Source organism: Stenotrophomonas sp. SMYL20, from assembly GCF_036320045.1.
GTDB classification, from domain to species: Bacteria; Pseudomonadota; Gammaproteobacteria; order Xanthomonadales; family Xanthomonadaceae; genus Stenotrophomonas; species Stenotrophomonas maltophilia_A.
The window spans coordinates 55,791-68,776 of the sequence record NZ_JAWIRT010000001.1; the positions used below are offsets into that span (position 1 = coordinate 55,791).

General features: G+C 66.5%; 14 protein-coding genes. 8 read left to right on the forward strand and 6 right to left on the reverse strand.

Annotated elements, in window-relative coordinates; all coding sequences use genetic code 11:
* The first annotated feature begins 3 nt into the window (after positions 1-3).
* Positions 4-309: a hypothetical protein gene (locus V3B48_RS00245; protein WP_285302050.1), complete on the forward strand. Its 306-nt coding sequence runs from the start codon at positions 4-6 to the stop codon at positions 307-309.
* Here the strand turns inward: V3B48_RS00245 and V3B48_RS00250 are convergent.
* Together V3B48_RS00250 and V3B48_RS00255 are read right to left on the reverse strand one after the other, a co-directional pair.
* Positions 288-1,169: a hypothetical protein gene (locus V3B48_RS00250; protein ID WP_285302051.1), complete on the reverse strand. Its 882-nt coding sequence runs from the start codon at positions 1,167-1,169 to the stop codon at positions 288-290. The two genes, V3B48_RS00245 and V3B48_RS00250, sit on opposite strands and share 22 nt — an antisense overlap.
* Entirely contained in the window at positions 1,166-2,206 is a 1,041-nt protein-coding gene (locus V3B48_RS00255) for a hypothetical protein (protein WP_285302052.1), read from the reverse strand. The genes V3B48_RS00250 and V3B48_RS00255 overlap by 4 nt, the downstream gene beginning before the upstream one ends.
* A gap of 91 nt (positions 2,207-2,297) precedes the next feature.
* Between V3B48_RS00255 and V3B48_RS00260 the strand changes: the two genes are divergently transcribed.
* The 4 genes from V3B48_RS00260 to V3B48_RS00275 are packed head-to-tail and all read left to right on the forward strand — an operon-like array spanning position 2,298 to position 4,345.
* Positions 2,298-3,224, forward strand: a complete 927-nt coding sequence (locus V3B48_RS00260) for a LysR substrate-binding domain-containing protein (RefSeq protein WP_285302053.1) — start codon at positions 2,298-2,300, stop codon at positions 3,222-3,224.
* Positions 3,221-3,682 (forward strand): helix-turn-helix transcriptional regulator, encoded by a 462-nt coding sequence (locus V3B48_RS00265; RefSeq protein ID WP_285302054.1) that lies wholly within the window; start codon positions 3,221-3,223, stop codon positions 3,680-3,682. The genes V3B48_RS00260 and V3B48_RS00265 overlap by 4 nt, the downstream gene beginning before the upstream one ends.
* Positions 3,683-3,692: 10 nt before the next feature.
* Positions 3,693-4,118, forward strand: a complete 426-nt coding sequence (locus tag V3B48_RS00270; protein ID WP_071228312.1) for a VOC family protein — start codon at positions 3,693-3,695, stop codon at positions 4,116-4,118.
* Entirely contained in the window at positions 4,115-4,345 is a 231-nt protein-coding gene (locus V3B48_RS00275; RefSeq protein ID WP_285302055.1) for a hypothetical protein, read from the forward strand. The genes V3B48_RS00270 and V3B48_RS00275 overlap by 4 nt, the downstream gene beginning before the upstream one ends.
* A 7-nt stretch (positions 4,346-4,352) precedes the next feature.
* Here the strand turns inward: V3B48_RS00275 and V3B48_RS00280 are convergent, their stop codons facing one another.
* Together V3B48_RS00280 and V3B48_RS00285 are read right to left on the reverse strand one after the other, a co-directional pair.
* Entirely contained in the window at positions 4,353-5,048 is a 696-nt protein-coding gene (locus V3B48_RS00280; RefSeq protein WP_329892907.1) for an HAD family phosphatase, read from the reverse strand.
* A gap of 34 nt (positions 5,049-5,082) precedes the next feature.
* Entirely contained in the window at positions 5,083-6,012 is a 930-nt protein-coding gene (locus tag V3B48_RS00285; RefSeq protein ID WP_032127235.1) for a LysR substrate-binding domain-containing protein, read from the reverse strand.
* A gap of 116 nt (positions 6,013-6,128) precedes the next feature.
* On the opposite strand from V3B48_RS00285, the gene V3B48_RS00290 reads away from it, so the two are divergent.
* A complete protein-coding gene (locus tag V3B48_RS00290) occupies positions 6,129-7,166 on the forward strand; it encodes an NAD(P)-dependent alcohol dehydrogenase (RefSeq protein WP_329892908.1) in 1,038 nt (345 codons plus the stop codon).
* A gap of 77 nt (positions 7,167-7,243) precedes the next feature.
* Here V3B48_RS00290 and V3B48_RS00295 read toward each other — a convergent pair whose 3' ends face one another.
* Both V3B48_RS00295 and V3B48_RS00300 read right to left on the reverse strand, forming a co-directional pair.
* Positions 7,244-7,984, reverse strand: coding sequence for a DNA/RNA non-specific endonuclease (locus V3B48_RS00295; RefSeq protein WP_180837186.1), 741 nt, complete (start codon positions 7,982-7,984; stop codon positions 7,244-7,246).
* A 289-nt stretch (positions 7,985-8,273) separates the two neighbouring features.
* Positions 8,274-9,587: a hypothetical protein gene (locus V3B48_RS00300; protein WP_329892909.1), complete on the reverse strand. Its 1,314-nt coding sequence runs from the start codon at positions 9,585-9,587 to the stop codon at positions 8,274-8,276.
* A gap of 143 nt (positions 9,588-9,730) precedes the next feature.
* Between V3B48_RS00300 and V3B48_RS00305 the strand changes: the two genes are divergently transcribed.
* A complete protein-coding gene (locus tag V3B48_RS00305) occupies positions 9,731-11,305 on the forward strand; it encodes an alpha/beta fold hydrolase (RefSeq protein WP_329892910.1) in 1,575 nt (524 codons plus the stop codon).
* Positions 11,306-11,392: 87 nt separating this feature from the next.
* On the forward strand, positions 11,393-12,844 hold the full coding sequence (locus V3B48_RS00310) for a hypothetical protein (protein WP_329892911.1): 1,452 nt from the start codon (positions 11,393-11,395) through the stop codon (positions 12,842-12,844).
* Positions 12,845-12,986 lie beyond the last annotated feature (142 nt).

The window sequence follows — 12,986 nt, forward strand, 5'->3', positions numbered from 1 at the left end:
GGAATGTCCGGCATCGATGCTGACGCGATCCTTGCGGTGCATTACGAAAAGCGTCTGGCCATGCGGGCCCAGTACTTCGGGTGCTCGGGGCAGCGACTGCAGCATGGCGCCGGCCTTGCGGCAGCTGTCGCAGCAGCATTCGACGGTGGCAATGGGTTGGCCCGTGGCGGTCAGGCGGACCTGGCCGCAGGCGCAGGCAAGGGACTGATGGGAGGGCATCTGCATTTTCTCCTGGGGTATTCATCCTCTCGACGAACCGGGGTGCCGGGAATCGACAACATCCGCCTTCAAGGGCGCTTCATCCGGTAGCGGATGCGGTACAGGTCCAACCCTGCACCGTCCGCACGCCGGGCCGAATAGGTCAACGTGCCGGGTTGCGAGCCATCCAGCATCGCGCCGTAGCTGTCGCCGGAGGTTTCGTTCAAGGGCGAGGGCAATGCATGGCCCGCGTCATAACGGCCTCCACGTTCGTAGGCAATGAACTGGCGCACCGGTGCGCTGCCGAAGTCGAGAGCGCGGGCAAAGACCACAGTACGGCCATCCCCGAGGAAGGTGGCATCGAACTCCTGCGCCGAGGTATTGAGGTCTCCGGGCAGTGGCCGCGCGGGCTGCGCCTCACCACGGACCATCGCTGCGACGTAGAGGTCATGGCCACCCGCACCGCCTGCGCGATCGCTGGAGAACAGCAGCGTGGCTGCGTCTGGCGAGAGCATTGGCGCGAACTCATCGGCCGCGCTGTTCACTGCGGGGCCAAGATTGACCGGCTCCCCGAATCGACCGTCGCTCCCCACGCTGACCCGATACAGATCGTCGCCGCCTTGGCCGCCTGCTCGATCCGAGCAGAAATACACCGCGCGGCCATCGGCGGAAAAGGCGGGATCGAAGTCACGTCCCGGCGTGTTGAACGGCACCGGCTTCGCCGGCCGCCAGCGCTGCCCATCGTTACGGGAGACCCAGATGTCATACCCGCCCGGACCGCCGGGCCGGTTGCGGCTGAACCACAGTGCGGTCTTTCCGTCCGGGCTCAAGGTCAGTCGAATCTCGTCGTACTGCGTGGATGCAATACCCGGAGCAAAGCGCTCGGCCGGGCCGACGATCTGCAGCACCCTGGATGGAGACGCGCAAGGCGACGCAGACACCAGCAGCATCACGGCCAGCAGCGCCTTCATGCCTGCCGCTCGAAGTCGCTGACCCAGTTGGTTTCCCAGCTGCGTCCACCATCGGTCGAGGCCGCCTGTTCCCAGCGCGCCGAACGCGGGGTAATGCGTGACCAGATCACCCGCGTCCGGATCGCTCGTCCGTCGTGCTGGTCTTCGCCGAAGAAGCGACCGACACCGGCCTCGAAACGGCCGAGCAGTGGCGCGCCGATCCGGGTCGGTTCCCGGCCATCCAGCCACCAACTCAGCCAGTGCCGCTCAGCCGCATTCCAGGCGCGGATGCCCATGCCGCGCAGCGGGGCTCCTGGCACGTCCATCAGATTGTCACCTGCGTTGCCGAATCCTCCCAGTACCGGCCAGTTGTGCAGGGTGCCGTTGAACGCGTCCCACGCATCGCTGCCTGCCAGTCGGGCGCGCAGGCGACGATGGCGCACGTTCCAATGGCCCACCAGGAAATCAAAATCGCCCGGTGCATCCGGCAGCTTCGGAAGCGGCGAGGGGGCCGCAGCCGTGCGGCGGAACCAGTTGCGCCAGTTCACCTCCCAGTGCGCACCGGCGTCGTCGGAGAATGCCTGTTCCCACCACGGCTCCTCGCCATGGATGGCGTGCCACCGGAACCACACGTCGATGGGGCGTCCGTCGATCCGGTCGGTGCCGCGGAAGCTGCCGGCATCGCCCTTGAAACCGCCGCGTACGGGGGCTTCGATATGGGCAGGATTGCGGCCATCGATCCACCAGATCGACCACGTGGAAGACACCGGATCAAAGGCACGCACGCCCAGGCCCCTGTAGGGACCCGAAGGCAGTGCCATGACGTTGTCATCGATGGTGCCGAGCCCGCCCAGGGTGAGCCAGACCGCGCTGGCGCCGGTGAAGGCTTCCCAGCGGGTATCGCCCACCAGCCGCTCCTTCAGGCGTTGGTGCCGGACCTGCCAGGTGCCCTGCAACCATTTCCAGTCATCGCTGTGACTGGCCAGGGCCCACCCGGCGGGCAGGGCGGTGGACGCGGCCGTGGCGGCCAGGGTGACCAGGAACTGCCGTCGATCCATATGCGTGATCCCCTACCGAAGGTGCCCCCATCGTTGCGGGTACGAAGGGGATTGACCACGCAGATATCGGGGCTCAGGCTAAGCCACACTTATGGTCACCCAACGCCAGCTGCCATCGCTTGCCGCCATCCGCGCCTTCGAGGCGGCGGCGCGGCTGGGCAGCTTCGCGCGTGCCGCAGAGGAGCTCGACACCACTGCGGCATCGGTGAGCTATCACGTGCGGCGGCTGGAGGCCCAGACCGGTACCTGCCTGTTCCTGCGCCACGCACAGCACGTGGAACTGACGGTGGTGGGTGCCAGCGTCGCGCAGGAAGCCACCCGGGCATTCGACGCACTACGCGCCAGCTTCATGCGCGCCGCTGGCATGGATGCGGCGCGACTGCGCCTGTCCGTACTGCCAACGCTGGGCACCAGTTGGTTGACGCCGCGGCTGGGTACGTTCCGCGCCCGCCATCGGCAGCTCCTGCTGGAACTGGATCTGTCGGCAGAGCCGCAGGATCTTGCCGCCGGCCACTTCGATGCCGCCATCCGCAACGGGCATGGCGAGTGGCCTGGGCTGCAGGCCACACCCTTGTTCCCCAGCGTTTTCATGCCGTTGTGTGCGCCGGCGCTGCTGCCGTCGGCCCGTGGGCTGGGCAGCACCACGCTGGAGATTCCCCTGCTCGGTCGGCCGGACTGGTGGGCCCTGTGGTTCGCCGCGCACGGGCACCTTCCACCGCCGGCACCAGGGAGTCTGGTCACGCCCTTCGCCGTCGAGCATCTGGATGTCGGTGCCGCGATCGCAGGGCAGGGCATCGCCATCGGTTCGCCGATCCTGTTCCAGGCCGAGCTGGAGAGCGGGCGCCTGGTGCAGGCGCATCCGGGTGTCGCCAGCGACGGTCGCAGCTTCTGGTTCGTGGCGCCCTCGGCGCGGAGTGGGAGCGCCAAGGTCATCGCATTCCGTGACTGGTTGGTCGAACAGGCCGCCGAGGCACGGCACGCAGCACGCCATCATCTGGCCCAAGCGGTGACGCTGTGAACCAGAGCCCCGAACTGCTGCGACGCCTGCTGCGTGCCAAGGACCGGATGGACCGGGCCAGCCATGAGGAATGGCCAGTCACACGCCTGGCCGAGGTCAGTGCGGTGTCGCCGGCGCACTTCGCCCGCTCGTTCAAGCAGGCATTCGGGTTGCCGCCGCACCGGTATCTTCTCAGCCGCCGCATCGAACGGGCCGTGGCGATGTTGCGTGACACCGACATGCCGGTCACCGAAATCGCCGTGCAGACCGGGTGGAGCAGCCTGGGCACCTTTGGCCGCATCTTCCGTGACATCACCGGTGACAGCCCGGGCAATGTGCGTGAGCGTGAGCGTGCAGGCCAGGCGGCGTCGGCCAGCGTGCCGGAATGCCACGCACGTGCCGCACAGCGACCGGACCTTAAGATCGCAGTTTTGGAGAAGCGTCGCCGCGAGGCGGTTGCTAATGTGGACCCCACCTGAGGGAGGTCCCATGACGAACACTGTGAACACGGTCGGCCTGTATGTGCGCGACCAGGATGAGGCGCTCGCGTTCTATGTCGGCAAGCTCGGCTTCGAGGTGCATACCGATGTACGCAACGGCAGCTACCGCTGGCTGACGGTACGCAGCCCGGGCCAGGACGGTTTCCAGCTGGGCCTGTTCGTGCCTGGCCCGCCCACCCACGATGCGGCCACCGCGCTTTCGCTGCAGCAGCTGGTGGCCAAGGGCGCAATGCCGCCGCTGGTGCTGGCCGTGGATGACTGCCAGGCGCGCTACACGCAATGGCTGGCGCTGGGCGTGGAATTCACCCAGGAGCCGATCGAGCGCTATGGCGCCGTGGACGCCGGATTCCGCGATCCATCAGGCAATGGCTGGAAGATGATCGAAGCCCGCTCCGAGACGAGGCGCCGGCAATGAGCCGCGGTGGCTGGGCACGGCCCGTGCACCGTTGGACCTCGATCGTGTTCACCCTGGCGGTGATCGCCAACTTCGTAGTGCGCGCGATGGGACAGGGCGAGCCTGTGGCGTGGCTCACCTACTCACCGTTGCCACCCCTGTTCCTGCAACTGTTCACCGGCCTTTACCTGTTCGTGCTGCACTACGCCGGAAGGCGCCGCAGCGCCGCACTCGGCGCTGCGGGCTGAGGCAAGGTCAGGCGACCGCGTCGACCGCATGGGCGGCAAGCAGGGCGGGCAGGTCTTCCATGCGCTGGAAGATCACCTGTGCACCCGCCGCACGCAGGGCCTCCGGCGTACTGTGGTGCGGACCGCCTTCACTGAAGCCGAACACGGTTGCGCCAGCGGCCACACCGGCCGTTGCACCGGTAACAGTGTCCTCGATCACCGCGCAACGCTTCGGGTCCACGCCCAGCGCAGCGGCGGCGGCCAGATAGACATCCGGATGCGGCTTGGTGTGCGGCATGTCCTGGCCGCTGAACACGTGGGCCCCGAAGGCATCAAGGATGCCGACCTTGCCCAGCTGCAGCTTCACCTTGTGCAGATCGGCGCCGGACGCGCATGCAATCCGGCCGTCGGTGAGCACCGCGATCGCACGCACCGCCTCGGGCGCACCCTGGATCGCAACCAGGTCACGTTCCAACGCGCGGTTGCGCTGCTGGCGGAACTCTTCCAGCCATTCCTCGGTGAACGGCTTGCCGGTGCGTTCTTCGATCAGGCCGGCCAGATGGGCCACGGACTGGCCCAGGAACACCTCACCGGCCTGCGCCGGGGTCAGCGGCCAGCCGCGCTCGGTCAGCATTTCCGAAAGCACGCGGGCGACCAGCGGCTCGGAATCAACGAGTACGCCATCGCAGTCGAACAGCACGGCATCGAAGGGGAAACGGGACATCTACAGCTCCTTGAAACAACAGCCATGGGGGCGATCAGCGGGTATTTTCCCACGGTGGAGACGGAACGAACGCCTCGACCAGCGCATCCACTGCGGCACGCACCTTGGGAGCAAGGTCGCGGGTGGTAGGCCAGAGCGCATGCAGGGGCGCGCCCGCGCTACCCGTGGCAGGGAATACGGCCACCAGTGCGCCGCTGCGCAGCGCGTCCCCCACCAGCCAGGTGGTCGCTTCTGCAATGCCCAGCCCGGCCAGCAATGCGCTACGCAGCGCATCGCCGTCACTGATGCGGTGGCGCCCTTCAATGCGGTGCTGGACAAGCCCGCCGGAGCCGTCCGGCACCGTCCAGGGCAGCGCGTGCCCCTGCCGGCCGAAGGTGATGCAGTCGTGTCCGGCAAGATCCTCGGCGCGCACCGGGACGCCACGTGCCGCCAGGTATCCGGGTGCAGCGCATATCACGGCATGCTGGCGGCCGAGCGCCCGGGCAGAGAGCGAGCTGCTGTCGTCAAGCGGCCCCAGGCGGACGGCCAGATCGACGTTTTCCTCGAGCAGATCAACCCTGCGGTCGGTGAAGCTGACATCGAGCTGCAGCCGCGAATGGCGTTGCGCCAGTCCGATCAGTACCGGCATCACCCAGCGCTGGCCGAACGCTACCGGCAGGCTGACCCGCAACAGGCCGGAAACCTCCTGCCGCCGCGACGCTGCGTTGGATTCGGCTTCGTCCAGTTCGGCCAGGATGCGCCGGCAGACCTGGTAGAACTCGGCGCCCTCGACAGTGAGCGCCAGCCTGCGCGTGGTGCGATCCAGCAACCGGGTGCCCAGTCGCCGCTCCAGCGTGGCCACACTCTTGCCAACGGCCGATTTGCTCAGCCCCATGCGCAGACCGGCTGCGGTGAAGCTGCCGGCGTCCACGGCCTGGACGAACACACTGATGCCCTGCAGGCGCGCCGCACTGTAGCTGGTCATATGCGTCAATTGGGGAGTTAATGGATTCAGTGTATCGACAATATCCCGTCACTGAACACCTCCATGCGTCAATAGACTTTCCTGGCGCACTTCCGCGCGCCAATGAGTGATTTCCCATGTCTGTTTCGACCATGAAGGTCTGGGAGCTCGATGCCCCGGGCCCTGCTCACCTGCGCTGCGTACGGCGCCCCATTCCCAGGCCAGGCCCTGGTGAGGTACTGGTCAAGGTCGGTGCCGTGTCGCTCAACTACCGCGATCGCCTGGTGATCGACGGCGGACTGTTGTCCGGTCCGCTGCCACACCCGTTTGTTCCCGCTTCGGACATGGCCGGCGTCATTGTCGAAACCGGAAGCCCAGCGCGACGCTTCAGCGTTGGCCAGCGGGTGATGGGCAATTTCTGGACGCAGTGGCTCGATGGCGCGCCTCCGCCCGAGATGCTGCAGCACGGACTGTCCCTGGGCGGTCCGCTGCCGGGCGTGCTGGCGGAGTATGTGGTGCTGCCGGAGGACGTGGCAGTCGCTACGCCCCCCTCGTTGTCTGACCTGCAGGCCAGCACGTTGCCGGTGGCGGCGCTGACGGCCTGGTTTGCACTGGTCGAGGCCGGCCAACTCGCTCCTGGTCAGACCGTGCTTGTGCAGGGTACCGGTGGTGTTTCCTTGTTCGGGCTGCAGTTCGCCCAGCGGCTGGGAGCACGGGTAATCGTGACTTCACGCAGTGACAGCAAGCTTGCCCTTGCAGAACGGCTGGGTGCATGGGCGTCGATCAACACGCGGCAGCATCCTGCATGGGGCGCGCGAGCGATGGAGCTGAGCGGAGGGCAGGGCGTCGATCATGTGCTTGAGCTGCTCGGAGGCGGCAACCTCGCCCAGAGCGTGGAGGCGCTCGCAGTGGGCGGGCACATCCTGCAGATCGGCTTCCTCGAGGATCCCGACCTGCACATGCCGGCGGTTCCTCTCATGCTGCGCCGCGCGACCCTGAAGGGGGTTTCGGTTGGCCATCGCCGGGCCTTCGAGGGGATGAACGGCTTCATCGAACGCGAGCGCCTGCAGCCTGTCATCGACAGCGTGCATTCGTTCGCCGGCCTGCCTGCGGCACTGGCAGCACTGCAGCAGGGGCCGTTCGGCAAAGTGGTGGTGCAGGTGGCAGAGCACTGAATCCAACTGCGCCGTGCCTGTCCAGGCGAAGTGCGCCTGTGCGGCCGGAATCGCGACCGCACGGGCGTCCTGGCAGCTCAGCTCAGATCACAGCCCGCCGGCTGCGGCCAGGTGGTGGCCGGCAGCATGTTCTTCAGCGAAGCGGGCGCGTTGATCGCCACATAGCTGGCGCCCAGCAGCTCCTCGAGGTCGGCGATGGTCACCAGGTAGCTGTCCAGGGTGCCCAGGTTCGCTTCGTTCGGGATGATCCAGCTGATCGCCTTGGCGGTGCCGGTGTTCGGGTCGCGGGTGATGATCGTCTTCCAGAAGAACTCCGGCGTGGGAATGCCGTGGCTGGCAAGGAAGTAATCGTTGGACGCGTCGCCATAGACAACGCCGCCGTAGACATCCACCGGCGCGATGTCGCGGTAGCACTCGGCCACGTTTTCGGCCTTCACCCAGACGCCCTGATTGAAGCTGGAAACCTGCGGAACGATGTTGGTCATGTAGTTGGCGCGACGGATGTAGGTCGCGTTGTAGTCCATGTGGTTGGAGGTCACCAGATGGCCGCGGTCATAGCCGCTGCGGATGCTGGCATACGACGCGGTGCTGTTCTGGCCGAGGCAGCCGGCCGGCAGGTCCGGGTCTTTGTAGAAGCTGGACGGGCGCGCGGCGGAGCCGGTGTCGGCGGTGAGCGTGTATTCGTAGCGGGTGGCGCTGTGGATGCTGCAGTCGTAGGTGAGCACGAAGCCGCCCTTGTTGAGGGTGACGACCTGGGCCTGGGCGGCACCGGCGAAGGTACTGAGGACGAACGCGAAGAAGAAACCTGCAAGGCGCATTGCGATTCTCCAGCAGAGGATTCAGGACGCAGCCGCCCGCCACGACCGGGCCGGAGCGAGGTCATGTGAGGACACTGCGGAGTCGGGTAGTGCGGAATGCGTGGGACGTGACCGCGATGACAGGGCCGCGGAGGCCGTGCGGTGTCGTAAGCGTCACAAGCTGTCGTCTTTCGGTCAATGGCGAAACGACGAAGCTGTGACAGCGCGCAAGCACTGGAGATGTGTCAGATCATGCGGCGCGTGGATGAAACGCAGGCGTGCTAGGACATCGCGCTGCCTGTAGCGATGGTCAGGGGTTCGTCTTCAACACGTAGTCGCCCTTGCGTGTTCCCGGCAGCAGCGACCATCCCGGCTTCAGGCTCAGCGACCACCCCGGCCCCTCCAGTGGCGGTTCAGCACTTGCCGGGGCCTGCACGAATACGACCTTCCAGTCGCTCTGCAGCAACGCACCGTCGGTGACATCCAGGCTGCCCCAGATGTCGGACAGCCGCATTGCTGGATACACCATGCCTTGGCCTGGCAACGGCTGCATGGTGTTGGGATCGAACTGGATGCGCATGTTGCGCAGATCCAGGCGCACGACCGGGCCTGTCACGAAGCGCGCACGGTTGTGTTCCAGCTGCGCAAGGCGCTGCTGCTCGCGCAGCGTTTCGGCTTCGTGCAGCTCCGGCCCGTCATAGCGCGCGGCAGCCGCTCCCAGCGTGGTCGCGTCCAGCTGCAATGGGGCCTGCGTCACTTCGGCCAGACGCGTGCCGAGATCGCGAGCCTGGTGGGCGAGGTCGCCGCGCCAGCCAGGTGCCGCCTGGTCCAGCAGCAGGCCATAGGCCGGGCCGGTGGCATAGGCGAAAGAGCGGACGAAGCTGCGATCACCCACGTGTGCGCGAAGGTCATGCAGTGCCGCCTGGATACGTGTCGACGGCGTCGGATTGCCGACGAACACGCCGGTGTACTCGGCCAGGCCCTCGTTCAATTCCAGCGCCGCTTCTTCCTGCGCGGCCGCAGGGAACCGGCGGTAGCGCTCGGCGCGGAATGCGAGTGCGTCCGTCATCGCAGTGTGCTGCGCTACTGCATCGGTGGATTCGAGTGCGTCCGCAAGCGCGCGCCATTCCAGTTGCAGCCAGTAGCGTCCTTCAAGCGAATCGAGGTGTTCGTTTCCACCTGCCGCCGGTGCGATGATGGGCAGCGCCGGCTGCAGGCGATGGAACATTTCGTGAGCCAGCAGCGTGCTGCGTCGGGACGCGTCCTGCGGCAATGGCCAGAGCAGCTGCGTCCAGCGTGTGCCGGACCAGTCCACGGCGGTGTTGGCGACGATCGCATCAGACGGAAGCTGGCCTGTGAACACATCGCCGCGCTCCTTCAGCGCACCATGTGCGTCTGCCTGCGAGGCGATGACCTGCCGGCTCTTTGGATCCACCAGCATCATCGGCCCGCACAGGGATTGACCCCACAATCGACCCCGGTCTCCGTTGCAGAGCTGTTCGGCGCGCCGGAAGACCTCGCGGGCCGCCGCATCGGAGAACGCCTGCTCGTTGGCCATCACGGTTCGTTGCGCACATAGCGCCAGTACAGCGAAGAGCAGGAAGCGTGACCTCATGACGTCCATTCATCCTTGGGGCCCAGCTCTCATAGCATCGATCCCATAGGCCGGCAATGCAGCAAACGTCATGTTGCGTCGCAAGGTGCCACCCACCATTCGCACTGGTACGGTCCAACCCGTTGCACCACCACCGACGGGGACAGACGACGATGCGCAAGGTATTGCTGCTGTTGATCCTGCTGACCGGACTGGCGCCCACCGCCTGGGCCGCTACGGTCAAGACCACCCACCGGACCATTCCCAGCTGGGATGGAACGCCTCTCGGGGCCTTCGTCATCGAACCGCAGGACGCGGGCAGCGGGCGCTATCCACTGCTGGTGATGCCCAGCAGCTGGGCGGTACCCAGCGTGGAGTATGTGGGGGTGGCGCAGTCGCTGGCGCGGCGCGGCTATGTGGTGATCAGCTACAGCTCGCGGGGTTTCTGGGAGTCCGGCGGCAGCATCGACATCGCAGGGCCAGCCACGGTCGAAGATGTCAGCGCCCTGATTGATTGGGCGCTGGACAACACCCGCGCCGATCCGGCCCGGATCGGCGTTTCGGGCATCTCCTACGGCGCAGGCACCAGCCTGCTGGCGGCGGCGCGCGATCCACGCATCAAGGCCGTGGCGGCGCTGAGTGGCTGGGCCGATCTGCAGGCCTCGCTGTACAGCAACGACACCCCCAGCGCGCAGGGCATCGCCTTGCTGGTGGCAGCCGGCCTGGCCACCGGCCGCCCGGGACCGGAACTGACGACCATCAATCGCAATGTACTGGTCGGCAACTACCAGGGCGCGGTGGATTCGCTGTTGCCGGTGGCGGCGCAGCGCAGCCCCGGGTCCAGCATCGATGAGATCAACGCCAACCAGCCAGCGGTGTTCCTCGCCAACGCCTTCAACGACAGCCTGTTCCCGCCGGGCCAGCTGGTCGATTTCTTCACCCGGTTGAAAGGCCCCAAGCAGTTGCAGTTGCGCCACGGCGATCATGCGCTCAACGAAGCCTTTGGCGCTCTGGGTGTTCCCAACGAGGTCTACGATTCGGTGGGCGACTGGTTCGACCATTACCTCAAGGGTGAAGCCAATGGCATCGACCGCCAGCCTGCAGTACAGCTGAAATCGCAGAAGGGCAGCTGGAGTACCTATCCGAACTGGGAGGCGACCAATGCCGGCGCTGTCAGCTATGCGCTGAGCGCACCCAAAGGACTTCTGCTGCCCACGGGCGGCCTCGTCGCGAGCGGCAGCAGCACCGGCTGGAGTTACCGGATCGGCAGCGGGCTGCTGACCGCCGCCAATTCCGGCGTGGCGATGGCCTCCGGTGCATTGCAGATGATCAACCTGCCGCCCGGTGCCTATGTGCCCTTCGTGGGCCGCAACGCCGCAGGTGTCTGGCAGGGGCCGATCCAGTGGAGTGCGCAGCGCCTGGATGGAACGCCGGAGGTACGCTTGACCGTCACGCCCAGCCGCGCCAACACCACGCTGTACGCCTACCTGTACGCCGAGGATGTGCTGGGCAACGGCCAGCTGATCAGCCACAAGCCCTATACGCTGCGTGGTGCCACGCCGGGGCACGCGAAGACCATCGACCTGCGGTTGGAAGCCAGCAGCTGGAACCTTCCGGCCGGCAGCCGCCTGACCCTGGTGGTGGACACCGTGGACCTGCGGTATGCGGGCATCAGCCAGCTGGGTGGCACGGTGACTTTCAGTTCGCCGGCCAATGCGCCTTCGGTGTTGAAGGTGCCGCTGCATTGATGGAAGGCCGCGCCCGTTGCGGCGGGCGCGGTACGCCAGGCAGTAGAACTGCGAGACTGGCGTTTGTTCCGGGGACGGGAAGAATCCATGGTCATTGCTTGGCTGTTGCTCGGTGCAGCGCTTGCGGCACCTAACGCGCAAGGCGCGCCGATCGACTGGTCGGATACGCTGTTGAAGGATCTGGACGCTGCCGACGCCGCCATGCGCGGCAGCCATCCGGGCGCCGTGGACCTGCGCAATCCTGGTTTCGGCGCACAGCTGGACGATGCCCTGGCGCTTGCACGCTCGCGCGCCGAACGGGTCGCCAGCTACCCGGGCTACTGGTGGGCGATGAAGGGCTATGCGGCCTCCTTCAACGATGGGCATGTCAGCCTCAACGCGCTTGCCGATGCTCCCGATCTTCCAACGCAGTGGCCGGGCTTCCTGACCGGCTTCGACGGCGATGCGCAGGTGGTCATGACCGTGGATGGTGGTCCGGGCCATCCGCCGCTAGGCGCGCAATTGCTGTCGTGTGACGGCATTGATGCGCAGACGCTGGCTGTACGCCGGGTGGGTGACTTCAGCGGTCGCTGGAACCTGCAGGCCAGCCGTATCCAGGGTGGTGGTGAAGTGCTGCTAGAACAGGGCAATCCATACGTGCCTGCATTGCGTACCTGCGTTTTCCAGGTGGGCGGACGCGAGACATCCTATGCACTGCGGTGGCAGCCGCTGCAGGCAGCACAGCGCAAGGAGCGCTTGGTTGATACCCGGCGCAGCTTCCGTCCCCCCAACGGCTGGCACGCGATGCCCGATGGCAGTTACTGGATCACCACCAGCAGCTTCAATGCCGACCCTGCGGAGCAGAACTTCAAGGAACTGACCGCGCTGCTTGAGCAGCTTGAACCGCAAGCCGAAGGGCTGCAGCAGGCACCGACGGTGGTGCTGGACGTGCGTGGCAACACTGGCGGTGCTTCGCAATGGAGCATCGAACTGGCGCGATTGATCTGGGGCCGGGCCGCTGTCGATGCGCTGCCCGACCGCAGCTGGGTAGAGTGGCGGACCTCGGAGGGCAACATCGCCCAGCTTCACGGCTTCCTGCAGAAGCTGGAACAGGCGCCCGACGCGTCGCCCGAGCTGCGTCGCATGCTGGAATCGGTGACGGCAGGCATGGCGCAGGCTCGCGGCCGGGGTGAGGCTTTGTGGCGCGAGCCATCCGAGGCCAGCGCAGATCCAGCATCCGCCGCAAGCCAGGCCGGACCTGTGCGCAAGGGCAGGGTCCTGGTTGTGGCCGATGCTTCCTGTGGCTCGGCCTGCCTGGATGCATTGGACCTGTGGAAGCGGCTGGGCGCGGTTCAGGTGGGCGTCGAGACCTCGGCCGACAGTCTGTACATGGACGTGCGGCCGGAGCGGTTGCCCAGCGGGCTGGCCAGGATCTCGGTGCCGATGAAGGTGTTCCGTGGGCGGGTACGTGGTTCGAATGAACCGCACGTGCCCGATCATCGCTATACGGGCGACATGCGCGACACCCGGGCGCTTGAAGCGTGGCTGCTGACGCTGTAGGTGCGCGCAGGACCTCGTGCAGGGCTGAATTCCGCAGGAGAGGATCGCATGAACATCCCGCCACCCAGCGCTGCCAGGCCGCCATCGCGGGCAGGAGCCTTCCGTCGTTGAATGCTGACGCCCGGTGCATTGCTCGGCATGG